The sequence below is a fragment of the Dermabacter sp. genome (assembly GCF_032550575.1).
GTDB lineage: Bacteria > Actinomycetota > Actinomycetes > Actinomycetales > Dermabacteraceae > Dermabacter > Dermabacter hominis.
In genome coordinates, this window is the sequence record NZ_JAWFZC010000008.1 from 66,920 (window position 1) to 90,970 (window position 24,051).

General features: G+C 63.7%; 17 protein-coding genes. 8 read left to right on the top strand and 9 right to left on the bottom strand.

The window, feature by feature from the left end; genetic code table 11:
* Positions 1–114 precede the first annotated feature (114 nt).
* A complete protein-coding gene (locus E6X30_RS09120) occupies positions 115–1,065 on the top strand; it encodes an aminoglycoside phosphotransferase family protein (protein WP_316336078.1) in 951 nt (316 codons plus the stop codon).
* Between the two features lie 227 nt (positions 1,066–1,292).
* On the opposite strand, the gene E6X30_RS09125 is transcribed toward E6X30_RS09120, so the two are convergent.
* On the bottom strand, positions 1,293–2,102 hold the full coding sequence (locus E6X30_RS09125) for a hypothetical protein (protein WP_316336079.1): 810 nt from the start codon (positions 2,100–2,102) through the stop codon (positions 1,293–1,295).
* Between the two features lie 178 nt (positions 2,103–2,280).
* Here E6X30_RS09125 and E6X30_RS09130 point away from each other — a divergent pair, with 178 nt between their 5' ends.
* Together E6X30_RS09130 and E6X30_RS09135 are read left to right on the top strand one after the other, a co-directional pair.
* Positions 2,281–3,984 (top strand): PHP domain-containing protein, encoded by a 1,704-nt coding sequence (locus E6X30_RS09130; RefSeq protein WP_070435847.1) that lies wholly within the window; start codon positions 2,281–2,283, stop codon positions 3,982–3,984.
* A 113-nt stretch (positions 3,985–4,097) separates the two neighbouring features.
* Positions 4,098–5,030, top strand: coding sequence for a hypothetical protein (locus E6X30_RS09135; RefSeq protein ID WP_150128933.1), 933 nt, complete (start codon positions 4,098–4,100; stop codon positions 5,028–5,030).
* 17 nt (positions 5,031–5,047) lie between these two features.
* Here E6X30_RS09135 and E6X30_RS09140 read toward each other — a convergent pair whose 3' ends face one another.
* Positions 5,048–7,903 (bottom strand): FAD-binding and (Fe-S)-binding domain-containing protein, encoded by a 2,856-nt coding sequence (locus E6X30_RS09140; RefSeq protein WP_396334973.1) that lies wholly within the window; start codon positions 7,901–7,903, stop codon positions 5,048–5,050.
* 234 nt (positions 7,904–8,137) lie between these two features.
* Here E6X30_RS09140 and E6X30_RS09145 point away from each other — a divergent pair, with 234 nt between their 5' ends.
* Positions 8,138–9,466 carry an MFS transporter gene (locus tag E6X30_RS09145; protein WP_210386279.1) on the top strand — a complete coding sequence of 443 codons (1,329 nt, stop codon included), beginning with the start codon at positions 8,138–8,140 and terminating at the stop codon, positions 9,464–9,466.
* A gap of 20 nt (positions 9,467–9,486) precedes the next feature.
* On the opposite strand, the gene E6X30_RS09150 is transcribed toward E6X30_RS09145, so the two are convergent.
* The 4 genes from E6X30_RS09150 to E6X30_RS09165 all read right to left on the bottom strand — a co-directional run bounded on the left by E6X30_RS09150 (position 9,487) and on the right by E6X30_RS09165 (position 13,434).
* A complete protein-coding gene (locus tag E6X30_RS09150; RefSeq protein WP_070435845.1) occupies positions 9,487–10,980 on the bottom strand; it encodes a sodium:solute symporter in 1,494 nt (497 codons plus the stop codon).
* 124 nt (positions 10,981–11,104) lie between these two features.
* Positions 11,105–11,470 carry an MmcQ/YjbR family DNA-binding protein gene (locus tag E6X30_RS09155; protein WP_034371454.1) on the bottom strand — a complete coding sequence of 122 codons (366 nt, stop codon included), beginning with the start codon at positions 11,468–11,470 and terminating at the stop codon, positions 11,105–11,107.
* A complete protein-coding gene (locus tag E6X30_RS09160) occupies positions 11,470–12,354 on the bottom strand; it encodes an SDR family NAD(P)-dependent oxidoreductase (protein WP_316336082.1) in 885 nt (294 codons plus the stop codon). The genes E6X30_RS09155 and E6X30_RS09160 overlap by 1 nt, the downstream gene beginning before the upstream one ends.
* A gap of 9 nt (positions 12,355–12,363) precedes the next feature.
* A complete protein-coding gene (locus E6X30_RS09165) occupies positions 12,364–13,434 on the bottom strand; it encodes an ROK family transcriptional regulator (RefSeq protein ID WP_316336083.1) in 1,071 nt (356 codons plus the stop codon).
* A gap of 131 nt (positions 13,435–13,565) precedes the next feature.
* Here E6X30_RS09165 and E6X30_RS09170 point away from each other — a divergent pair, with 131 nt between their 5' ends.
* From E6X30_RS09170 to E6X30_RS09180, 3 genes are read left to right on the top strand one after another with little or no spacing between them, the layout of a single operon-like run.
* On the top strand, positions 13,566–14,816 hold the full coding sequence (locus E6X30_RS09170) for an ABC transporter substrate-binding protein (RefSeq protein WP_070435842.1): 1,251 nt from the start codon (positions 13,566–13,568) through the stop codon (positions 14,814–14,816).
* 12 nt (positions 14,817–14,828) lie between these two features.
* The gene (locus E6X30_RS09175) at positions 14,829–15,740 is read left to right on the top strand and encodes a sugar ABC transporter permease (RefSeq protein WP_316336084.1); all 912 of its coding nucleotides are present in this window, start codon (positions 14,829–14,831) and stop codon (positions 15,738–15,740) included.
* A 1-nt stretch (position 15,741) separates the two neighbouring features.
* The gene (locus tag E6X30_RS09180) at positions 15,742–16,671 is read left to right on the top strand and encodes a carbohydrate ABC transporter permease (protein ID WP_083286185.1); all 930 of its coding nucleotides are present in this window, start codon (positions 15,742–15,744) and stop codon (positions 16,669–16,671) included.
* 413 nt (positions 16,672–17,084) lie between these two features.
* On the opposite strand, the gene E6X30_RS09185 is transcribed toward E6X30_RS09180, so the two are convergent.
* Positions 17,085–18,788 carry a dihydroxyacetone kinase subunit DhaK gene (locus E6X30_RS09185; RefSeq protein WP_316336085.1) on the bottom strand — a complete coding sequence of 568 codons (1,704 nt, stop codon included), beginning with the start codon at positions 18,786–18,788 and terminating at the stop codon, positions 17,085–17,087.
* Between the two features lie 250 nt (positions 18,789–19,038).
* Between E6X30_RS09185 and E6X30_RS09190 the strand changes: the two genes are divergently transcribed.
* Positions 19,039–20,853, top strand: a complete 1,815-nt coding sequence (locus E6X30_RS09190; RefSeq protein ID WP_316336086.1) for an alpha-glucosidase — start codon at positions 19,039–19,041, stop codon at positions 20,851–20,853.
* Positions 20,854–21,149: 296 nt separating this feature from the next.
* Here E6X30_RS09190 and E6X30_RS09195 read toward each other — a convergent pair whose 3' ends face one another.
* Both E6X30_RS09195 and E6X30_RS09200 read right to left on the bottom strand, forming a co-directional pair.
* Positions 21,150–23,558: a hypothetical protein gene (locus E6X30_RS09195; protein WP_316336087.1), complete on the bottom strand. Its 2,409-nt coding sequence runs from the start codon at positions 23,556–23,558 to the stop codon at positions 21,150–21,152.
* The coding region (locus E6X30_RS09200; protein WP_316336088.1) for a DUF6507 family protein at positions 23,555–24,051 on the bottom strand (497 nt) is incomplete at its 5' end. The genes E6X30_RS09195 and E6X30_RS09200, both read right to left, overlap by 4 nt.

A 24,051-nucleotide genomic window follows, 5' to 3' on the forward strand; every position in this document is an offset into this window, starting at 1 on the left:
GGCAACAGAAGGCGTTCGAAAGGTCAATTGCGTTCGAATCGAACGATAGCTTTGTCGCGGAGTGGACGGACTACTCAAGGAGATTAAGGGAAATTGTAGGGGGTGCAGGGGGCGATGAGTAAGTCGGTTGTTCTAGATGGAATGCGGCACGTTTTGTCAACACATTGGGAGCTGGGCCCTGGCGCGGAGCTAAGGTTTGTGCAGCACGAATCTGATTGGATCGGTAAGCTTACTGAAGCCGATCACGCGTGGACGGTCAGGGTTGCGATACAAAACGGGCGGATTGCCCGCTCTGACCGAGAGTTTACCGCCGAGGTAATGGACGCCATGTTAGGCGATCCTGGGGGCGGGCTTATAGGGCTGAAGAGAACTGCCTGCGGCGCCAGATATGTGAATGACGTGGTTGGCAATAGTCCTGTAACCGTGATGTGTAGCAGATGGATAGCTGGCCAGAATCTTGAGCGATGGGACACCGCCAGGGCGGTAGATGCCATGCGAGCCTTGGTTGAGGCGCAGAGACAATTACAGCGTAGCGTCGCTTTTGTAAAAGCCGCTAGGCCGATTGCCTATACTCCGTCAGCGGTTTTGGAACGAGCAAAGTGTGTGTTTTCCGGGGATGCGGCCTGGAATGTTGCGTTAGAGCGCCTTGCTGCCCGATTTGATGGGTGTCGCCTGCCAGAATGTGTCCCTATACATGGCGATCTGCATTTTGAAAATCTTATTTTGGTGGACAATGGGTCGTTGGCGATAATCGACTGGGGCGCGGCCGGCGTCGGCGATCCTTTGTACGATGCGGTTGCTTTTGCGGCTTCGCTAGTCCGGGCTGGTTACCAAACAGCTGCGAGGGAAGCTTTAGAAACCTACTTCCGCCTAGTAGACAGATCTAGACCGAGTGGTCAGTACCTGCAGGATCTGTTCTGTTTAAGGAAATTGGAGATAGCGACTCATTTGGCCGAAGTTGACAGGGATGGTTTTGCTCCGTCGCTACCTTGGGTTGGAGGGCGAATTAGCGGAATCCGGGCGGATCTAGCCGGTGATGCTGAGATTGAAATCGGACTGTGGTAGAGAAAGACGATCGCGACTCTGCAAGTGTTGCCGTGGTGTTTTCTTGCGACGATCGCTATGTTCCTGGTGTTCTTGCAGCAGTTCGGTCACTTAGAGATCACTCCAGTTGCCGAAACATTGACATCTTCGTGTTGCATGAGCGGCTGTCACGCGACTCGCGAGAGGTCCTGATTGAAGAAGGTCTGGCCCGGGCAGTTGCCCGGGCCCTCCCTTGTGCGTAGTGCTGCTTACTGCTTGCGCATGCGGATCACGGCGAAGGCGCCGCCGCCGATCAGCGCGAGAGCGAGAACTGCCGTTGCGGCGATCTCGGCGCCAGTGCGGGGCATGAAGCCGTGAGCGCCGCTCGCCTGACCCGAGTCCTTCGAGGGCTTCGCGGGGGCCTGCTTCGACGGTTCAGCCTTTCCTGGGGCGTTGGCTTCGCCGCCGTCGGACGCTGCCGGAGCCTCAGCCGGCGGTTCGGCCGGGGCGACTGCGCCCGTGTCCCCGTCGTTCACATTGCCCTCAGCGTCGCCGTTGTCACTCGGCGTGGGGGTGGAATCGGCGACCTCGGTGAAGGAGATGCCCTTCATCTGCCACTCTTCCTTGGTAATCGTGAGCGGCTGGACGATCGCCTTGGGCGCGGGCTGGGGAATGCCGTTGTCGATCTTCACGCATTCGATCTGGAGGTTTGCCGTGCCCTCTGCGGCGACGTCCACGAAGCTTGCATCGATCGGGTTGACGACCGTGCCGTCTTTTTCGAGTGAGTCGATACCCGACATGACCACGCGGGTCGCCTTCTCGCCTTCACCCTGGACGAAGACGGTGCGGGCGCCGTCAACGTAGGGCTCTTCGCACTTCACGCGGGATTTCACGGTGTAGGTGAAGGGGTCTGCATCGAGAGCGCCGTGTGCCTGGACGCCCCCGGCATTCTCGATCGTGGCCGTCACGGAATCGTCGAGAGTGACCTCGGTCGCCGCAGCGGCAACCTGGGGGAGGGCGAGGAGTGCCGCGGCGCCGGCGAGGGCAGCCGAGCGGCGGAGCGAGAGGGAGAGCTGCATGGTTCTACACGTTCCTTGGGGCGCGGGGAGTGGGTTAGCGAGGACAACTGTGACAGGCCTTAGTGAACGGCAGGTAACCGACTGGTGTCGGCCCCAGTTCCTTCCCGTCACTCACCATTCACTTCCTCCCTCTAGCGTTCTGATTGGTCTTCCCGACGCCCTGAGAGAAAGATTCCCCATGACCGAGCTCCGCTCCCCCCACGCCTCCTCGCTCGCCCCGAGCCGACGCACCGTGCTCCGCGGCAGCGTTGCCGCCGGTGCCCTCGGTGCCGCCGCGGCCGCAACCACCGGCTCCGCTATCGCCGAAGAAACCCCCGTGACCACCACCGACACGACCGAGGGCACGGACCTCGCGCCTGCCGAGACCGGTCTTGAATGGCTCGTCGTTGACCACCACGTGCACTCGCTCTACAGCCACGACGCGAAGTACACGATGGAAATGATCATGGACAAGGCCGAAGAGTTCGGCGTGGATGTCATCGCCTTCACCGAGCACTCGAACTGGGGCCACGCCAACGAGGGCGGCGTATGGGAGGCGAACCGCCTCATCCGCAAGGCGCGCGATGAACGCAAGCTCATGGTCCTTCAGGGCATCGAGTGGTACATCCCCGCGGCCGAGCACTGCACCGTTCTCGTTGCCCCCGGCATCAACGAAGCGCGCGTGCTGCGCACGTTCGAGCTCGCGTTCGACGGCAAGCTCAACGGCTGGGAAAAGCCCGCGCTCGATTCGCCCGAAGAGAAGTTCCAGCAGGAAAAGGCTGTTGAGGCGATCGCGTGGCTCGGCGAGCAAAAGAGGGAGGGCTTCATCGATGACGCGATCGTGATCGCGAACCACCCGAGCCGCTACTGCATCGACTCGCCGCTCGAGCTTCGCGCGTGGCACGACGCCGACCGCGACATTTACCTCGGCATGGAAGGCGCCCCCGGCGCCCAGGGCTCGGCTTTCGGCCTCAATCGTGACCCGAAGTTCCAGCGCGGCGAATACGAGAACAGCCGCCGCAAGGACTCGTCCCCGCACTACCCCGACGAAGCCTTCCGCACGCGCGGCGGCTTCGACTACCTCACCTCGGTCGTGGGTGGCATGTGGGACTCGCTGCTCTCTGAGGGCCGCCGCTACTGGATCACCTCGAATTCCGACTTCCACCTCAAGACCCACGACACCTACCGCGTGGGCGACTACCCGAAGGGTGACGGCTGGGAGGAAGGCGCGAGCCTCGGCAACTTCAACCGTGCGGGCCGCCGCCCCGTTCCCGTCAACACGAACGAAGCTCAGGGCGGAAGCGACTACTGGCCCGGCCAGTTCTCCCGCACGCACGTGGGTGCCACGAGCCGCTCCTACGAAGCGGTCATGGAGGCCATGCGCGCAGGTCGCATCTGGATCGAGCACGGCCACCTCATTTCCGGTCTCGAGGTCGTCCTTTTCGCGAAAGACGACAGCGCCGAGCCCGTGACTCTCGGCGGCACCCTCAAGGTCAAGGCCGGCACCGAGCTTGGCCTGCGCGTGAGCGTGACGCCCACGACGAAGGAAAACTCCGCTGGGATCCTCCCGGAGCTCGCGCACATCGACCTCATCCGCGGGCTCATCACGGGCGAGGTTGAGGATGTCAACACGACGACGGCCCCTCACACCAAGGTCGTTGACCGCAAGGAAACCGCAGGCCACGGTCTTGAGGAGTTCACGGTTGAGTTTGACCTCGGCGCCGTCGAGGAAAACGGCTACATTCGCCTGCGCGGAAGCGACGGCAAGCGTTCGGGCGTCGGCCCGATGGGTGCCGACGTTGACCCGGCCGGCCCGATTCCCCACGGTGGCGAGAACGGCGCAGGAAGCCCGTGGATCGACACGTGGATGTACACCAACCCGATCTTCTTCGAGGTCGAGTGATCACGGTTTCGTGAACACGAGTGGGCTCGGTTTCGCGGGGGTTATGCCCCGCGGAATCGAGCCCCTTTCCCATCGCCCGCCCAGGACACACACCGCATGAAAGGACACCCCGCATGGCCCTCAACCGTCGGACCTTCCTGACCGCAGCCGCCGCGACCGCCGCGAGTGCCGCAACCCTCGCGCCCGCGAGCGCGTCACCGCTTTTTGAGCGCGACGAGAACGACACCCCGCGCCTTCTCGACGACCCCTTCGATGCGCGCCTGAAGAATCCCGCGCCCGAGGGATGGGCGCCGAAGAGCCCGCTCGCGCGCGCTCACGCCCACAACGACTACCTGCACACGCACCCGCTGTGGGATGCCCTCGCGCAGGGCTTTTGCTCGGTTGAGGCGGACGTGTGGTTCGAAGGCGGCGCGATCCTGCTTGGCCACACCCGCCTCGGCACGGCAAGCGGCCGCTCCCTCGAGGAGTTCTACGTGAAGCCGCTCGCGGCGCTCGTGCGCTCCAACGGCGGTCACGTGTTCCCCGGCTACGACGGCCCGTTCCAGCTGCTCATCGACATCAAGGATCAGGGCGAGAAGCAGCTTCCCGCGATCGAGAAGCTGCTTGCGCCCTACAGCGACGTGTTCTGGCACGTGGATCGCTGCGGCACCGTCGTCGAGAATCCCGTGCGCGTCGTCTATACGGGAGGTCGCCCGTACGACCTCATCAAGGACAACCCGGTGCGGTTCGGCTCGGCCGACGGTCACAAGGGCGACCTTGGCGGCGAGATCAGCTCGCTCGACATGCCACTCATCTCGGAGGATTGGGCATCGTGGGGCTGGCAGGGCTTCGGTGAGCGCCCGGAGGATCAGTTCCGTTCACTCAAGGAGTTTTCCGACGGTGCCCACGCGATCGGCGCGCGCTCGCGCCTGTGGGGTGTTCCCGAGCTTCTGCCCAAGCGTCGCGAGATCCTGTGGCAGATGCAGCTCGATGCGGGCATCGACGTCGTGGGCGCCGATGACCTCGCTGAGCTGCGCGCGTTCCTGCTCGAGCGCGGCGCCGCCTAAGGAATAACCTCGAAGGCCTACCGCGCGCGCTCGGCGAGTAGCTCGAGTACGTGGCGGTAGGTCTTTCCCGTTGCGCGGGTCATGCCGATTTCGCACGTGCGGTTGAGGGAGGCGTGGTGGTCGGCGCCGAGGGCTTTCACTTCGGCTGCTTCGGCTGCCGTTGCCGAGGCTGTGAGCTCGGGGTGGAGCATGCCGCGATCGCCCGCGAAGGCGCAGCATCCCCACGCGTCGGGCACGGTGACCTTCGCGTATGCCGCTTCGGCAACCTGCAGGAGTGCGGGGTTGAGCCCCATCTGGGTCGAGGAGCACGTGGGGTGGAGAATCACGTGTTCGCTTGATCGGTCGATGTCGAGGCGCTCAAGAAGATGATCGGCGGTGAACTGCACGGCATCGATGACGTCGGCACCGTCGCGCTCAAGGATCGCCGCGAAGCCCTCGGTGCAGCTCACGGCGTCGCTCACGATTGGCAGGTCGAGCTCTCGCACGGCGTCAACCACCTTTCGGGTCTTCGCCGAGATGACCTCGTGCCCCTTGGCTTTGCCTTTCGACGTCCACGGGGTGCCGCAACACGTCGAGTCGATGCCCTTCGGGATGAGAAGCGCAAGGCCCGCTTTCGCGAGGAGCATCTCGAACGCGGAGACGACGTTTCCACCCGGTGCGGCCCCGCCGAACATCGTGTTGACGCACGCGGGAACATAGATACCCGCGACCTCGCCATCGGGCGCGCCGAACAGGCGGCCGGGCAGGTTCGAGCCGACAGCCCGATGCTCTGCGCGCTCGCCGAGGGCGCCGCGGGCCTTCCCGCCGGCGGGCAGGTCCTTCGTGTATTTCGGCACGGTGTCCTCGCCCAGCAAGCGTCGGCCAACGCTCGTTGCCGCGCCCACGGCAGGCGCCGGGACTTTATCCGCAACCGAGAGCCCAACCGCTGCGCCGCGCGTGATCGCACCCCACGACGCTGCAGCGGCCTTCCACGCGCCGGACTCGACCGCGTTCGTGTTCTCGCGGCGCAGTCGCTTGACGAGAAGTCCCGTATTGATGCCCACGGGGCACGCCGTCACGCACATGCCGTCCACGGCGCACGTGTCGATGCCTTCGTAGTCGTAGTCCTTCGCAAGCTCATCCGCCGTGGCCGTATCGCCCGCGTTGCGGGCACGCTCCTCGGCGCGGCGCACCACGATGCGCTGGCGCGGCGTGAGCGTGAGGTCCTTGCTCGGGCATACCGGCTCGCAATAGCCGCACTCGACGCAGCGATCGGCCTCGACCTCGATCGTGGGGTTGAGCTTGAAGTTTTCGAGGTGGGCCTTCGGGTCGTCCTCGATGAGCACGCCCGGGTTGAGGATCCCCGCGGGATCCACGAGGCGCTTGATGCTCGTCATGACCTCGTAGAGTTCGTCGCCGTATTGGCGATGCACGAACGGCGCCATCGCGCGGCCCGTGCCGTGCTCGGCCTTGAGGTTGCCGCCGCGTGCGAGAACCACGTCGACCATCGACTCGGTGAAGGCGCCAAGGCGCTCGCGGGCGGCGTCGCTCTCGAAGTGGTCGGTGAGCATGAAGTGGATGTTGCCGTCTTTCGCGTGGCCGAAGATCACGGAGTTCTCGTAGCCGTGTTGGTCGAACAGCTCGTGCAGGTCACCGCACGTGTCGGCGAGGTTCGCGGGCGGGACCACGACGTCCTCGAGGAGTGCGGTTGTGCCACTTTCGCGCGCGCCCGCGACGGAGGCGTACAGGCCCTTGCGCAGCGCCCACGCAGTCGCGCGCATGCGAGAATCCTCGGAGAAAACGGCGGGGGAGCGCAGCTCGTGGGCGCGCAGGATCTCTTCGCCGGCGCGCTGGGCGGCGACGAGTTTCTCGTGCTCATCGTCGCGGTACTCGATGAGCAGCGCCGCCTCCGTGCTCGGCGCGAAGCCCTGGATTTGCTCGGGCACGCGGGCGAGCCTCTGGCCCACCGCGATCGAGGTCGAGTCCATGACCTCGAGCGTCGCCGCACCCGAGTTTACGAGCTCGGGCAGGATGCGGGTGGCCGCATCGAGCGTGGGGAACACGGCGAGCGCGGTCGTCGTGAGCGCCGGAATCGGGACCGTGCGGAACGTCGCTTCGGCGATGAACGCGAGCGTCCCCTCGCTTCCGATCACGAGCTTTTCGAGGATGTCGATCGGCCGCTCGGCATCGAGGAACGCGTTGATGCCGTAGCCCATCGTGTTCTTGAGCGCGAAGCGCTCGCGAATGATGCGCACACTCTCGGGGTTCGATACGACTCTTTCGCGAAGGCGCGAGAGGCCCTCGTGGATGTCGGGCGCGTTGGTGCGCAGGCGAGCGTCGGCCCCGTCCCGATCGCTCGTGTCGAGGGTGAGGCCCGACGGTAGCACCATGACCATCGATTCGAGGGTTTTGTAGGTGTTGTACTCCGTGCCGCAGGCCATGCCGCTCGAGTTGTTCGAGACGACGCCGCCGATCGTGCACGCGGCTTCGCTTGCCGGGTCGGGGCCGAGGCGGCGCTTGAAGCGGCGAAGGCGCGCGTTGACCTGCGCGATTGTGGCGCCCGATCCGGCTCGCACGCGCGCGCCCTCGTCGAGGACTTCGATGTGGCGGAAGTTTTGGCGCACGTCGATTTGGACGTGCGGGCTTGCGGATTGGCCGGAGAGGCTCGTGCCGCCCGAGCGGAAGGCGACGGGGCTTTTGGCGGCGTTTGCGCCCTTGAGGATGTCGGCGACTTCGCGCGCGGTGTCGGCGAGCACGACCGCTTCGGGGGTGAAGAGGTAGTGGGAGGCGTCGCTTGCGGCGGCCACCCTGTCGATGAGTCGAGTCTGGATGCGGCTTTCGTCGCGCACGGCAGCGGTGACGAATGCGGGGGCGGTGTTCACGAGATCCTCCATAGGCGCGCCCGGCGGGCGTAGACGACTCTTTAACCCTAGCCCCGGTGGGGCGGGATCGTGCGGCGGGGTGGCTCCACAGGGGGTTCCGCAACGCTTGGTAGTTATGAAATGACATACAAATTGGGTCGAAAGGCTAGCGCCTCGCACGGCGTGCACGTCAAGATAGGTGAGCTGGCGCCGGCGAAGTCGCACCCCCATCCACATCCGTCGTACACACCAAGGAGACCCACGCCAGTGAGCGCCACTGACACGGCCTCGATGCCGGCCGTCCCGGCGTCGGACCACGCCCATGTCCTCGAAGCGACCCCTGAAACCCTCCCCGCCGACTCTCGCCCCCTGCCGGACCTTCCCGCGGGTGCCTGGTGGCCGGTCGCCGCGTCGATTTTCGCGATCGCGTGGGGTGGCAACGAATTCACGCCGCTTCTTGTCATGTACCGCGAGGTCTCGCAATTCTCCGACCTTGTCGTCGACGGCCTCCTCGGCGCCTACGTTCTCGGCATCGTCCCCGCCCTCATGATCGGTGGCCCCCTCTCCGACGTTTACGGCCGCCGTCCCGTGCTTCTTCCCGCCGCACCGCTCAGCTTCCTCGGCAGCCTCTTGCTGATGCTTGGCCCCGGCTCGCCCCTCATGATCGGCATTGGTCGCATCCTCTGCGGGCTCGCGCTCGGCCTGGTCATGGCGATCGGCACCGCGTGGATCAAGGAAATTTCCGACGCTTCCGGGGCCGGCCCCGCCGCGGGCGCCCGCAGGGCGTCGCTCGCCCTCACCACGGGCTTCCTTGCCGGTGCCCTCGTGGCCGCGATCCTCGCGCAGTGGGGGCCGTGGCCGACCCGCACCTCGTACGCGCTGCACATGCTCATCACGGTCGTGACCGGCCTGTGGCTGCTTACCGCCCCCGAAACCCGCACGGGCGGGCACCTTCCCAAGGAAAACGAGCCGGTGTCGGGTGCCGAGACGCTCATGTCGAAGCTCCTCGTGCCGAAGGCTGCACACAAGCGCTTCCTGCGCGTCGTCCTTCCCGTCGCGCCGTGGGTGTTCGGCGCATGCGGCACCGCCTACGCCGTTCTTCCCGCACTCCTCAAGGACCGCGCCGGTGACTACCCGATCGCGTTCGCGGGCATCATGACCGCCGTGACCCTTGGCTTCGGCGTGGGCATCCAGACCGTTGGCAAGAAGATCGACACGCATCGAAGTGCGCGTGCCTCCGTGATCGCGATGGCGATCGTGGCGACCGGCGCGGTGTTCGCTGCTGGTGCTGCTTCCACGACGAGCCTCACGATCGGCCTGATCGCCGCCGCGACCCTCGGCTGCGGCTACGGCCTCGCGCTCGTCGCGGGCCTCAGCGAAGTGCAGCGCCTCGCCGGCCCCGACGACCTCGCCGGCCTCACCGCCGTGTTCTACTCAATTGCCTACCTCGGCTTCTTCGTGCCGATGCTCCTCGCGGCGCTCAGCACGATCTTCAGCTACACCACGATGCTCATCGCGGGCGCCGTACTCGCGATCCTCACGCTCGTGGAGGTCGCGCTCGCCTGGCAGTCGCACCTGCCCGGCGCGCACGAGTAAGCGACGCAGCGCCCGGCGGGCTACGCCTCCCGGCCGATGGGCTCAACCTCGGCCGGGCTCGAATGCCTGAGCGAGAGCAGGCCGCCGACGGCGAGCGTCACGAGCACGCCGAGCAGCGGATACCACTGCCACGCGATCCACACCTCGCCCACGACGTACTTCTCCATGACGAAGAAGAACGCGTTCGTGGCAATCGCGCACAGGAACGCGATGTTCGCATCGAGGGTTCGCGCGCGCTTGTTCACGATGCCGAGCACGAAGGCGCCGAGCAGGCCACCGTAGGTGATGCCCGCGATTCCGAGAGCGAGCACCACGATGCTGCCCTCATCGCTGCGGAAGAACGTCGCGGGGAGGATGAACAGCAGGCCCCACACGATCGTCGCGATGCGCCCCGTTTTGAGCTCGTCGTCCTTCGTCATGGGCGTGCGGCGCAGCTTTGCGACGACATCCGTGACGGTCGACGAGCTGAGCGCCGAAAGCGACGAGGACAGCGTGGACATCGCCGCCGCGAGGATACCCGCGAGGAGCAAGCCCGAGATGCCCGCAGGCAGACCCTCAATGATGAACTTCGGGAAGATCTCGTCGTCGCGCGTGAGCCCGAGGTCAGCGGGGGTGGCATGGTGGTACCAGCCCCACAGCGCGAGCCCCACCACGAGGAAGATCGCGAACTGCACGACCACGACGAAGCCCGACGCGATGAGTGCCTTTTGCGCTTCCGCCTTCGTGCGGCATGCGAGCAGGCGCTGCACGATCAGCTGGTCCGAGCCGTGTGAGGCCATCGCGAAAACGGTGCCACCGAGCAAGGACGGAATGAGGCCCGACGCGCCGCTGATGGGGTTCTCGCCAAGGATGAACAGGTTCGTTTTTCCGGCCTCGACCGCATCGGTGAACCACGAGAAACCGAGCGAGGAGCTCACCACGATGATCGCGAGGAGGCCGCCTGCGACGTACAGCAGCATCTGCACAACATCGACCCACACGACCGCGCGAATGCCGCCGATGAACGTATAGAGGATCGTGACGACCGCGAGCACGACGATGATGACGAAGTAGTTTGTGTGCACCCCTAGGCCGTCGAGAATGATCTTGAGAGGAATGGCCGCAGCGAGAACGCGGACACCGTCGGCAAGAAGGCGCGTGAACAGGAACGTGACGCCCGCCGTGGTTTGCGTGGCCGAGCCGAAGCGCTTACCCAGGTAGGCGTAAGCCGTGACCATCTCGCCGTCGTAGTAGCGGGGGAGCAGGAGGTAGGCGACGATCACGCGGCCCACGATGTAGCCGAAGCCGAGCTGCAGGTAGCTGATGTCGCCCACGAAACTCATGACGGGGATGCCGATCACGGTGAGCGCGCTCGTTTCCGTTGCGACGACGCTCAGGCACACCGCCCACCACGGGATGTCGCGGCCGCCAAGGAAGTAGTCCTTAGCGTCAGATTGTTTTCCACTGAGCTTGAGGCCCAGCCAGGCGGTCGCGATGAGGTACGCGATCACCACCACGATGTCGATGACCTGCATGAATACTCCTAGGGGCGTGCGGGAGGGTGGTCAAGGGACTTCGCGCGGCGCCGCTTCCCAGAAGATGCGCAGCGCTGCGCGTGAAACCATCGTACGGGCAAACCCTAGTTTTTGGAAGAAAATTTTACGATGGATCGATGGGGCGCTGGGATCTCGGCAGCTTTTCCACGACAAGCAGATACGACTCCGTCACGAGCTCGCGCACGAGCTCCTCATCGAGGCTCGGCCCGGGCGTGAGCGAAATCCAGTGCCGTTTATTCATGTGGTATCCAGGAGAAACGTCCGGATACATCTCCCGCAGCGCGATACCGTCACTCGGTGCCGCCTTGAGCGTCACCATCTCCACGCCCGTGACCTCGGTTTGCAGCATGAACACCTTGCCGCGCACCTTCCACACGTCCCAATCCGGGCCAAAAGGCGCACCGACGGTCGTCGAGGGGAGCTCCGCGGCACGTGCTGCGGCGACCTCGAACAGTTGTGGGCCGTCCATTACTTGCGCGGCAAGCGTCGGCCCCGCCCGAGAAGCCTTCCCCCGATCCGGCCGCGCGGGCGCTTGTGGCCCGTGGCCCGGAAAAGCCACAGGAATGGCGCGGGGATTGCGCGCGCGATCGGGGCGCTGAGTGCCCAGCGCCACGGGGCGTTCGAGTCCTTGTTGGGGCGGTGCTCGAGGGCGTGGACGGCGGCTTCGGCAACCTCGTCGGGGCTCATCGTGCCCACGAGCAGCTCGACTTTGGGGACGCGTTTTTCGGAGTGGGGGTTGGCTTTGAAGTAGTCGGAGTGGACGCGCGTGGGGGTCAGTGAACCGACGTTGATCCCGGTGCCGTGAAGGTCCTGGCGCAGAGCTTCGGTGAAGCCGCGAACGGCGTAGCGGGCGGCGGCATATCCCACGGCGCCGGGCCACGCGATCTGGGCGACGGGGGAGTTGATCTGGAAAATCGTGCCGCTGCCGCGGGCGAGCATCGGCTCGATGAGGCCGCGCGTCATGTCGAATGCCGCGAAATAGGGCAGCGCCATCTGCTCGCGCGCCTCCTTCGGGCTCGTTTCCTCGATGCTGAGGAAGCGCCCCGAGCCGGCGTTGTTAATGAGGATGTCGGGCGTGCCGTGCTCGGCGAGAATCCTCGTGCACACGTTCGCGACTGCTTCGAGGTCGGAGAGGTCAACGGGATAGTAGGCGGCGCCCGTCTCATTGGCGAGAGGTTCGAGTTTTTCCTCGCGGCGGGCGAGCAGGATCAGGCGGCACCCGCTATCGCTGAGCCGTCGAGCGAGAGCCGCGCCAATGCCGGCGGAAGCGCCCGTGATGACAATCAGTTCCGAGGTGAGGGAGCTCGGGGTCGCATGGGTGCTCTTTGTGCGCTTAGTGCTCTTCGTAGCCATGCCTCGAGTCTACCGAGCGGCCACCTCGCCCACGCCGAGGATCCACTGGATTGCGGCGGTTGCTGCACCGCGCGCCCAGAAGGCGAAATCATGCTCGCGAAGCTGAATGTCGAGGCCGCTCGCGCTCACGTGCCGGATCTCGGCGATGCCCGCGTCGAGCTCCTCCTCGTTGCCGGCGAGGAACCGTGCGCCCTCGCCGGAAATCACGACGGCCTGCGGCATCGTGAACGCGGCGGCCGTGCCCACGAGCCGGCCCACCTTGCGGGCCGCGCGCGCCGACTCCTCGGAGGTGAGCGCGGTTGCGCCGCTCAAATCCGGCCAGTCCGGGCCGCGGACACCGTCGGTGATCGTGCCGAAACCCGTGTTCTCATCCGTGATTACCCGCCCGTCCATCACGAGGGCAAAACCTGTACCAATTCCGACGGTCACCACGATGAACCTCGAGGCCTCAAGGCCCGCGCCGAACCAGTTTTCCGCTTCGGCAAGCGAGGTCAGGTCATGCACGATGAGCACCGGAAGGCCCGTGAGTTCTTCGAGCCGATCGGCGGCGCGCACGTTTTCCCAACCGAGGAACGGTGCCTCGCGGACGATGCGGCCGCCGTCGATTTGCGCGCCGATGTTGACGCCAACGCCCGCAATGGGGAGCGCGGGATTCTTCGCCGAGAGAGCGTCGCGCAACTCGCCGATGAGCGCGGCGGCCTCGCGGAGCACGGCGGCGGGTCGAAGGTCGGTGAGGTGAGAGGTGCGCGAATCGAGCACGGTTGCGCGCGCATCGGTCACGATCGCCACGAGGCTTTCGTGGGTAATCGATACCCCGATGAGCGCGAAGCTCGTGAGGTTCACCGAGAGGGGGATTGCGGGCCGACCAACCTCGCTCGGAACGGGGGCGCCCTGGAGCATGAGCTTTGCGTCGACGAGTGGCGCGGTCACGCGCGTGAGGGAGGCAGCGCTCAGCCCGAGGCGCTCGGCGAGCTGCGTGCGCGGAAGCGGTCCGTAGCGGAGCAGCTCGAGGTACACGCGGCGCGCGGAGGGCGGGAGAGTGTCGAGAGCGAGGCGCTCGGGGACGGAAGGGGTGTTCACGGTACTCAACTTTGTCAGATGCTGCGGGGAGGTAGCGCGACATGCCTCCCACTTCGGGGAATGCGCTTGACGGCGATTTATTTTATAACGAAAATAATGGGGTCATTGAAGACGCACCTCAAGGAGAAACCATGGCGACCACCACCCGTCGCGGCTTCCTCGCGGGAATGGCGGGTCTCGGGACCCTCGGCGCGCTCGCGGGATGCGGCGGCTCGAACTCGGGCGGCACCTCGCTCGAATACTTCCAGTTCAAATCCGAGGCGATCGACCTGTTCAACTCGATTTGCGAGGAGTACAACGCGCAAGCGAAGAACGTCCGCGTGCGACAAAACTTCCAGGCCGACAACGTGACCGCGTTGCGGGTGCGGCTCGTGAAGAACAACATGCCCGACATCGTCTCGATCAACGGCGACTACAACTTCGGCTCCATCGCCCGCTCGGGCGTGTTCTACGACTTCGCGAAAACCGACCTCCTCGACAAGGTGCAAGAGGGCGTCGGCGCAATCCTCCCGAGCCTCGGCGCGGGTGCCGACGGCGAAGTCAACGGTCTGCCGCTTTCCACCAACGGCTCGGGAATGATCTACAACAAAGACATTTTCGACGACTTCGGCATCGAGCCGCCGAAGACGTGGGACGACCTCATCGCCGCGGCCGAAGAGTTCGCCGCGGGCGGCGTCGACCCGTTCTACTGGGGCTTCCGCGACAACTGGACCGGCGCCCCCATGTTCTCGTCGATCTCCGGCAACTTCCTGCCGGATGTTGCCGAGTGGTACCAAAAGCGCCTCGAGGGCGACACCACCTTCGAGGATCTTCGCCCCGTGCTCGAGAAGATGAACCAGATTGCCAAGATGGGCAATAAGAACAAGTACGAGGTCGACTACAACGGCGGGAACCAGGGTTTTGCCCAAGGCAAAGCCGCGATCTACGTGCACGGCACGTACGCGATCCCCGCGATCCGCTCCTACAACCCCGACATCAACCTCGGCACCTTCGCTACGCCCGCCGACGACCCCGCTGACACGCGCGTGGTTTCTGGCGTGGACGTGGCCCTCACGATGGGCGTCGAGCCCGAGCACGAAGAAGAAGCCCTCGACTTCATGCGCTACCTCATGAAGGAAGAAAACGTGCTCGCCTACTGCAAGGAGCAGGTCGCCTTCCCGACCCTCAAGGGCACCGAGACCGACGACCCGGCCCTCCAGGGCCTCCAGGAGTACTTCGCGAACGACCTCATCGCGACCTACTCCGACCACAACTTCCCGCAGGGAGTCAATCTCAACAACTACATGCAGCAGTTCCTGATCGACCACGACATCGACGCGTTCATTAAGACGCTCGATACGCAGTGGGACAAGGTCGCAAAGCGCATGGCCGCGACGGCGTAAGGAGAAGCCACCGTGTCTACAACGCACACAAAGCCCGGCTCCGCGCCGGCACTACGCTCAAAGGAAAAGCGGATCGACCCCGCACACGTGTGGATGGTCATTCCCGCCATCATCATCTTCGTGGCCCTGCTCGTGTGGCCCCTCATCCAGGGCATCTTCTACACGTTCACGAACTACCAGGGCTACGGCGACTGGCGCTTCGTGGGCCTCGACAACTACAAATTCCTGTTCCAAGACGACGTGATCTGGGGAAGCTACGGCTTCACGTTCCTCTTCGCGATCTCCTCGACGCTCGCGACGAACGTCATCGCGATGGTCCTCGCGCTCTTGCTGAACTCGGCAATCAAAGCGAAGAACCTCTTTCGCGGGATCTTCTTCCTCCCGTACATGCTCCCCGTGCTGATCGTCTCGTACATCTTCAGCTACCTCTTCACGAACAACATTCCGCTGATCGGCCAGTGGCTCGGTTGGGACTGGCTCAGCACCTCGCTGCTTGCCAACGAGAGCCTCGCGTGGCTCGCGATCGTGTTCGTGGGCGTGTGGCAGGGTGTCGCCTTCACGACCCTCATCTACATTTCGGGCCTGCAAACCGTGCCCGAAGAGGTCTACGAAGCGGCCTCGCTCGACGGCGCGAACAAGTGGAAGCAGTTCTGGAAAATCACCTTCCCGCTCATCATGCCGTTCTTCACGATCAACGTCGTGTTGAGCTTCAAGAACTCCCTCGGCGTATTCGACCAGGTCGTTGCCCTCACCGAGGGCGGTCCCGGCACCGCCACCCAATCCATCTCGTTCTTGATCTTCAAGAACGGCTTCCAGGGCGGCGAGTTCGCCTACCAGACGGCGAACGGCGTCATCTACTTCATCATCCTCATCGTGCTGTCGTTCGCACAGCTGCGATTCCTCCAGTCGAAGGAGGTCAACTGACATGAGTACCCAGTCGATCCCCACCCCGGGTGCCGCAGAAACACCCACGAACGAAAGCATCGAGAAGGGCGGAGCAAGCGTCGGAAAGCCCCCGCGCAACAAGCGCCGCTACCGCCTCCACCGCACCAACTGGTGGGCGACCGCCCTCGTGGCCGTTCTTTCCCTGACGATCCTCGTGCCGCTGTACTTCGCGGTGGTGACCGCGTTCAAAACGGCACCCGAGCTCGCCGAAAGCGGCTTCGGCCTGCCGAACCAGTGGAACCTCGACAACTTCGTCGAGGCCTGGCGCCTCACCGAGTTTCCGAAGCGCCTCATGACGAGCGCGATCATCACGGTCGGCGCCGTGATCGTCACGCTGCTCACGAACTCGATGGTGGCCTACGCGATCGCGCGAAACCTCCACCGCAAGAGCTTCAAGTTCCTCTACTACTTCTTCGTGGCGGCGCTCTTCGTGCCGTTCCCGATCATCATGCTGCCCGTGGTCAAGCAAACGGCCGCACTCGGCATCGACAACGAGGCCGGCCTGATCCTCCTGTACACCGTGTACGGGCTCGCGATGAACATCCTGCTCTACGTGAGCTTCTTGAAGTCGCTTCCCGAAGAGCTCGAAGAGGCCGCGCGCCTCGAAGGCGCCTCCACGTGGACCGTGTTCTGGAAGATCGTGTTCCCGCTCATGGCTCCCATGAACGCGACGGTCGGCATCCTCACGTGCCTGTGGTCGTGGAACGACTTCATGCTGCCCCTCGTGATCCTCTCCGATCCCGATTCGCAGACGCTGCCGCTCGCGCAGTACGTGTTCCAGGGCCAGTTCAACACGAACTACCCGGTCTCCTTCGCGAGCTACCTCATGGCGATCGCGCCCATGATGCTCGTGTACGTCTTCGCGCAGAAGTGGATCATCTCGGGCGTGATGCGAGGCTCGACCAAGTAGTTCGGGCTTGTGCATGCGCGGCGAGCGTGGCTGCTGTTCTTGCTCGCGCTCGCTGCTCTTGCTTGTAGCCGCTGTTTTTGCTCGGCCCGCTGTTTTTGCTCGAGCCCGTCACTCTTGATGAAGAAAGAGTCGCTCCCCACCCGCGCCGTGCGGGCAGGGAGCGATTTTCTTTATGAAGTGGAACGGTTGGGGCACCGCGACACCGGGTACCGGGTGCCGCACCGAGTGCTGCCGCACCGCCCTGCCGCCTCGTGATCGTCACTCTTGATGAAGAAAGAGTCGCTCCCCACCCGCGCCGTGCGGGCAGGGAGCGATTTTCTTTATGAAGTGGAACGGTTGGGCCGCCGCACCGCGACACCGTGTGCCGCCGTGTCGCTGCGCCGCACCGCGACACCGTGTGCCGCGCCGCGCGCCTAGCCGATGAGAGCGGCGAGCCTCTCGCGCTCAGCCTCAACATTCGCGCCCGCGCCTTCCGCAATCAGGGCGAGAGCAAGCGCCATACCGAGCGCCCCAGGATCGGGGGTGCCGAGCACGCGATCGCCGAGGTAGCTCGAGCGGCCACGGCCGCTGGACATGTCCTTCGTCGACTCCGCTCCATCGATGCCCGCCGCGATGGCTGCGGCGTCAAGGTCCTCAGCTCCCGAGCTGGCAACCGCCTCGAGAACATCCACGATTGTGCGATCGCCCGGCTCCGCGCCGCCCACGCGCGTCACCGCGGCGCGGGCCTCCTTCACGCCCTCCACAAGCGAGGTGCCGCTCTTCGCGGCCGCCGCAATTTCCTGGAAGGCGAGGCCAAACAGCGGGCCGGAGGAGCCACCCGTGTCGTTGAGGAAGCCCTCCGCGATCGAATTGAGATCCGCCGCGAGATCGGCATCCGCCCCGCTCGCGTGAGCAAGCGTCGCCTTCGCCGCATTCGCGAGATTCGTGCCCACGTCGCCATCGCCGGCCTTCTGGTCGATCTCATCAAGCGCCGCGCGTGAGTGTGCGAGCGTCTCCACAAACCGGGTCAGCCATTCCGACGCCTGCTTTGCCCCAGCCGAAGCCTCATGTTCACCATTGCCTTCGCCCGCGTTTTCGGCCTTGCGGCCCGCGCGCACGTCGAAGTCGTCCGGGAGGAGGCGCGGCGAGGGCAGGGCTACCGTGTCGTGCGGCGCGCACACGTACTCGATCCATTCTTCGTTGAGCGCGGTGAGCGTGAGCGAGAAGCCGGCCATGTCGAGCGCCGTCGTGTAGCTGCCGGAGAAGGCGATGCGCACGTTGACCCCCGCATCGGCGAGCGCCTCGTGCGCCGCGGCCTGGATATGCAGCAACTCGAGCGGGGCGAGACCACCGAGGCCGTTGACGAATAGCAGCGCTCCCGCGCTCGTCTCGAGCTTCTCAGCGAGGGCCTCGCGCAGCTCGGAAACCATGCGCTGCGCGAGCTTTTCAAGCGTCGGCTGTTCGATCGTTTCTTTCGCGCTTTCTCCGTGGATGCCCACGCCGTATTCGAGCTCGCCCGCGTTCACGTCGAATGCGAGCTGGTCAGCGCCGGGGGAGGTGTGGGCGCGACGCGCGACCGAAAGCGAGCGGGTAGCTGCCACGAGCGCATCGCCGAGTTCTTTGAGTTCGCCGAGGCTCAGGCCTGAGTCTGCTGCTGCGCCGAGGATCTTCTCGACGAGGGTCGTCCCGGCGATACCGCGGCGGCCCACCGCGCCCGCATCGGTGCCAAGATCGTCGTCGACGAGCACCTGCGCGCACTCGATGCCTTCGGCCGCGAGGCGCTCCGCGGCGATGTTGAAGTTGATGCAATCGCCCGTGTAGTTCTTGACGATGTGGAGCACGCCGCCGTCCTTTGCCACGGCGCGGCTCGCCTCGAAAATCTGGCGCGAATGCGGGGACGTAAACACCTCGCCCGGCACTGCCGCGTCGAGGCCGCCGCGCCCCACGAATCCCGCGTGCATGGGCTCGTGGCCAGCGCCTCCGCCGCTCACGAGCGCGACCGTGCGCTCCGGGGCAGGCTTCGTAGCGCTCACGAAATACGGGTCGCGCGACAGGGCGATCGAGTCACCCGCCGCCGCAGCTATCGCGGTGAGTGCGTAGAACGACGGGGATGCAGATTCTGAGTAAAACGCGGACACGGAAACACTCCTATGGTCGTTGTGCGCTAGTGGCCTCACGGTAACAATCGGCCCTTTACCGCTGCTGATGGCGTCGAGGATCTCAGCTGGCGCGAGGGGTCGCCGTGGGGAGCGGAGGTGCGCTCGGGCGCGGCAAGCGTCGGACCGAAACCCCACCGGAAAACCCCAGCCGACGCAACCCCACCGACAAAATTCCAGTTTTCCCACAGGCTTTCTTTTGCAGAGAAAAAATCTCGACTACCGTGGAGACATGAACGACAACCTTCGCCCCATGCCCCCGCTTGCCCACGCACCCGGCGCCGACCAACCCGACTGGTGGAAGAACGGCGTCGTGTATCAGATCTACCCCCGTTCGTTCGCCGACGCGAACGGCGACGGCATCGGAGACCTCCGCGGCATCATCAACCACGTCGACTACCTGGCCGCACTCGGCATCCAGACCGTGTGGCTCTCGCCGGTCTACCCCTCGCCGCAGGACGACAACGGCTACGACATCGCCAACTACCGTGACATCGAACCGATGTTCGGCACCCTCGACGACTTCGACGAACTCATCGAAAAACTCCACGCCCACGGGATCCGCCTCGTCATGGACCTCGTCGTCAACCACTCGAGCGATGAACACGAATGGTTCGTCGAATCCCGCTCCTCGCGCGAGAACCCCAAGCGCGATTGGTACATCTGGCGCGACGCTCGCGAGGTGGAGGGGCTGAAGCCCGGCGAACGCGGCACCGAACCCAACAACTGGGACTCCGCCTTCAGCGGCCCCGGCTGGCAGTGGGACGAAGAAACCGAGCAGTTCTACCTGCACATGTTCTCCCGCAAACAGCCCGACCTCAACTGGGAAAACCCCAAAGTCCGCGAGGCCGTGTACGACATGATGCGCTGGTGGCTCGACCGCGGCGTCGACGGCTTCCGCATGGACGTCATCAACCTCATCTCGAAGCCCGAAGGTCTCCCCGATGGTCCGCCCACGCAGGACGGCCTCGGCTCTGCCTTCGCGATGGTCATGACCGGCCCAGGTTTCCACGAATTCATGCAGGAAATGCGCCGCGAGGTCTTCGCGAAATACCCGAAGACCTTTGTCAATGTTGGCGAGACCCCCGGCATCACCGCCCACGACGCGCTCCTCACCTCCAAGCCCGAACGCGGCGAGCTCGAAATGGTGTTCCAGTTCGAGCACGTCGGCCTCGAGCACGAAGGGCACAAGTTCAACCCGTCGCGCCCGCTTCCCCTTCACGAACTCGCCGGCAACCTTGCCCGCTGGGATCGCGAAGTTGCCGAAGAAGGCGGCTGGAACTCCCTCTACTTCGAGAACCACGACCAGCCCCGCTCCGTGTCCCGCTGGGGCGACGACGACCCCGCATGGCGTGTGCGCAGCGCGAAGGCGCTTGCGGGCATGCTCCACGCCCACCGCGGCACCCCGTACGTGTACCAGGGCCAGGAACTCGGCCAGGTGAATTTCCCGTGGGAGCGTCTCGAGCAGTTCCGCGACATCGAGGTCCTCAACTACGTGCGTGAATCCGAGCAGTTCGGCCACGGCAGCTTCGCGGAGCTCCTCCCCGGCATCAGCGACATGAACCGCGACAACGCTCGCACGCCCATGCCGTGGACTAGTGCCGTCGAATCGGGTGCCGGTTTCGGCGAGGGAGAACCGTGGATCGCCGTGAACCCTTCTGCCGCTGAGGGTGTCAACGCTGCCGACCAGGTTGGGGTCGAGGGCTCGGTGTTCGAGTTCTACCGCGCCCTCATTGCGCTCCGTAAGAGCGAGCCGCTCCTCGTCTCGGGCGGCTTCGAGCTGCTCGGCCCGGTCGAAAGCATGGGCGAAGGCCTGCCGGGCCAGTCCGGTCCGTCGCGTGTCTGGGCCGTGCGCAGGTTCAGCGCGGGGGAGGGGTCCGACGCTTCCTCGCTCATCGCCGTTGCCAACTTCTCGCGCGAAGAGGTTGAGCTTGGCGAGGACGTGTGGCCCGAGGGCGCCGAAGTCGTGCTGTCGAACGTCGCCGAAGGCGAGCGCGCCGGCGAGCAGAAACTTGGTGGATGGGAGTTCGCGCTGCTCAAGGCGTGAGCTTCTCACCGTTGAGGAATAAGGGGGGCGCCCGGCGGAATGAATCCGCCGGGCGCCTCCGTTTGCTATATCAAAAGCTATTTGGTCTCGCTGCGATGAAGATGCTTCCGCTAGGCGCTGAGAGAATCAGCTTAAAGCGAATATCTAACTGGATCAAAGGCGCTAATTGTGCGCTATCGAAGCATGATCTTGGTGAGAGACTGGCTTGATTTGCAGCTGATTTGTCACTCGTGCGTGACTTGCGCTATAGCTCCATGAAGGGTGAATGTGTAAAAGAAAGTTGCAAGCGCCCCCTGCTAACTCTTTCCATCGTTCACAATCGCGTCAAACAAAGCATCAATTGCACGCTTTCGCACGTCCGGTTGGTCGAGAGCGTTCAAAACGTTAGGATTGCGACTGAACTGTCGACCTGGGGCGTTCACGAACTCCTGTTTGAGGCGCAAAATCTCCTGACCTGAAGCCTTGTGCCCACCAATGACTTCGCCACTGTAGAGTTCGGGTCGCCCAGATTCCTCAAGCGGTGCATGCATCCGGTAATCGACATAGCTATCTTCAGGATGATTGAGAATATCGCGCGGGACGTCCTCGAACTGCTTGAAGGAGCCGCGGTTTAGATTGCTGTCTTGCCCGGTGAAGTTGGCAGCTCCGATGTTCGGGAAAAGGTTGCCTGGAAGCAGGTGGCCGGCATCGTCGTGAGGCGGACGCGTCCCGTGTTCTTTGGTATAAGCCTCCACTTCCTCCGGGGTATGCGAGATTTGCCCATTCTTCTCGACGAAACTACGACCGTTGTGGCCATCCTTACGAATCGGGTCATCGGAAGAAAAGGCGCGGTCTGTAAGTCCCCTCGCATCGGCTTCGCCAAGGACTTTCCCATCTTCATTACGGAAACTCCTTTGGATGTGTGCCTCCGCACCGTGATCCCACTGGAGGTACCCATGTCGAGATCGAGTTCCGATTTCATCTATAACCGTGGCCTCCGGGATGAGGTCGGAATCCGCAGCCACAGATGCGCTCCACTCTGGGGGCGGCACCGGACCGAGACGGGGTCCAACGGGACCGTCGGTGACAAGGTGCTCGATGACTTCGGAGTACTGAGTCTCAGGTAGCGCGGCGATGGAATTGTTCGGAGAGAACTTAAGCTTATCGGCGCCCAGTCGAAGATTCTCAAGAACGTGAGGATTCTCGAGCATTGCAGAGTGAAGATCTCTTACGGCATCTGGGCCGTAAATGTATCGAATAGATGCCGCATTCTGGCCGTTCCCCATGGCGTCATAAGCAGCCGCGAGGTCGGCACGCCGCCTCGAATTAGTATAGTCGAGGTCAGTCATCAACTTGTTTGTTGGCTTTTGAGCCTCGCTCCAGAACAGATCAGATTTCTCCTGGAGAGTGAGTTCGGTTCTGTTCCACAGCTTTGAGGTATCGGGATAGTAGACGGTTATTGTTTCGGTTCCATTGTGAACTACTTTTGAGTCTGTCATGGATGGTAAAGCAGGAATGGACGTCTGGTTTTGCACCTTTACGTCAGTGTTCGGCTTCACGTCATCAGTCGAGCCAGCGCCTCGACTCCCACTGTTGGGCTGCGATGCATTTGCCGGTAAGGCATCGTCGGCGTGCGTCGGTGCCGGCTTTCCTGCTGCGGATGGAGCCCGCCGCGTGGTTGGCTTTTCCGATGCTCGAGCAGCTGCATTGCCTAGAGCTTCCGCGGTATCGCGAGTGCCTGCTCTCGCACCGGCCTCGGCCATACCTCTTGCGGTTCCGGCTCCGGCAGCACGGGCGGCCCCGCCTGATCCACCTGTGGCTACCGAGAGCAGTACGTCGGGTGCTAGGTAGCCCAGGGAGTGCCCGGGATCGTAAAGAAAATCGATGTACTTGCTGCGACCCCATGCCATTGCGCTACGCAATTGTTGCTCGCGCATGTACTTCTGCTTTTCAGGGCTTGCGTTGATGTAATCGTGCAAGCTGCGGTTTGCGTCGCGAATCTGATCTTGATTTTTCCACGCGTTCAACCCGACGTTGAGCGCGATGCCTGGCAAGCCAAGGCCAGAGAATGGGCCGTTGAAAATCTGCATGAGTCCAAGAAGATCCTTGGTCCAGTCCACAACACCGCGCGCGAATGCTTCGCGAGCTTCGGGACTGGCTAGCGCCAGAAGTGCAGTGGCGAAGTTTAAATCTCCCTGAGCGGCACTGAAGAAACGCGAAGCGAGGTCGGAATCTGCAGTTTTTAGATCGTCCCGTAGCCTTTCCACTTCCCTTGCCAGGCGATCGAGTTCTCGCTCTGCTTCCGCAATCTTCGCCTCGCGTTCTGCGTTAGGTTCTTCTTGCGTTTCGCCGTCAGCGTCAGTCTTGGTGACGGTCTCCGGAAGTGACTGGGCGTAGCTAAGATCGGCGAGAGCGGCTAGAATCTCTCCTTTGAGTGATTCCTTGCGTTTCTCGAAGCCGTGCAGCTTGTCCGCGTAATCATCCAGGTTCTTTTGGGCTTCGGAGGTGCTTTTTTGGAGCTCAGAAGCAATTTCGCTGGGCTGCTGCATCGCTCTGTGAAGCTTCGAAGCCTCTGGTGCCGAATACGTAATGTGCAAGCCGGACCAAATTTCAACTGCAGAGCCCATAAGGTCTGCTGCGCGACTGCCAATAAATTTGATGTCTGAGCCTAGCTGCCGAACGCTTTCCGGGTTATCGATATCCGGGAGATCTGCAACGGAAATCATTTCACGGCCTCCCCGGGAAAGTGAATGGTCGGAATGGAGGCAATAGCACGTTTGGCTTCGTCGTTCATTTCGGTGTCGCCATCCCTGTAAGCATTGATTGCTTCATTTGCTGCACTTGTTGACTTCGACGTCATGTTGCGTGTCGCGTTGACTTCACCCGTCACGAAATGCTCGAGGTAAGAGAGCACAGCAGTTTTGCTTTGGGGGCTGTGTTCGAAGGCTCCAGGTGCTGAATCTATTGCGTTTTGCGTGTCTTTTGATGCAAGTTCTAGGTCGCGTACTACTGCGATCGTGTTTTGGACGATTCGCCTGGACGCGTCAGGTTGGATATCGAATGACATGGTCGTGTCCCCTTGAGAAGGTGCAGCAATGGCCGACAGCCCTGCCGCCGCGTGGGCGGCAGGGCGTTGGTGGTGTGGTGGTGTTAGCCGATGTTGGCGACGGCGCTGGCGGCGCGTTGTTGGGCGCTGGTGGCGGTTTCGTCGTTCTTGCC

Bases quoted from the DNA above. Each gene is read 5' to 3' on its own strand.
- E6X30_RS09140 (WP_396334973.1), bottom strand. From the start codon at position 7,903: ATGGAGGATCTCGTGAACACCGCCCCCGCATTCGTCACCGCTGCCGTG.
- E6X30_RS09160 (WP_316336082.1), bottom strand. From the start codon at position 12,354: ATGGCTACGAAGAGCACTAAGCGCACAAAGAGCACCCATGCGACCCCG.
- E6X30_RS09195 (WP_316336087.1), bottom strand. From the start codon at position 23,558: ATGATTTCCGTTGCAGATCTCCCGGATATCGATAACCCGGAAAGCGTT.
- E6X30_RS09120 (WP_316336078.1), top strand. From the start codon at position 115: ATGAGTAAGTCGGTTGTTCTAGATGGAATGCGGCACGTTTTGTCAACA.
- E6X30_RS09155 (WP_034371454.1), bottom strand. From the start codon at position 11,470: ATGGACGGCCCACAACTGTTCGAGGTCGCCGCAGCACGTGCCGCGGAG.
- E6X30_RS09135 (WP_150128933.1), top strand. From the start codon at position 4,098: ATGGCCCTCAACCGTCGGACCTTCCTGACCGCAGCCGCCGCGACCGCC.
- E6X30_RS09180 (WP_083286185.1), top strand. From the start codon at position 15,742: ATGAGTACCCAGTCGATCCCCACCCCGGGTGCCGCAGAAACACCCACG.
- E6X30_RS09190 (WP_316336086.1), top strand. From the start codon at position 19,039: ATGAACGACAACCTTCGCCCCATGCCCCCGCTTGCCCACGCACCCGGC.
- E6X30_RS09150 (WP_070435845.1), bottom strand. From the start codon at position 10,980: ATGCAGGTCATCGACATCGTGGTGGTGATCGCGTACCTCATCGCGACC.
- E6X30_RS09170 (WP_070435842.1), top strand. From the start codon at position 13,566: ATGGCGACCACCACCCGTCGCGGCTTCCTCGCGGGAATGGCGGGTCTC.
- E6X30_RS09130 (WP_070435847.1), top strand. From the start codon at position 2,281: ATGACCGAGCTCCGCTCCCCCCACGCCTCCTCGCTCGCCCCGAGCCGA.
- E6X30_RS09125 (WP_316336079.1), bottom strand. From the start codon at position 2,102: ATGCAGCTCTCCCTCTCGCTCCGCCGCTCGGCTGCCCTCGCCGGCGCC.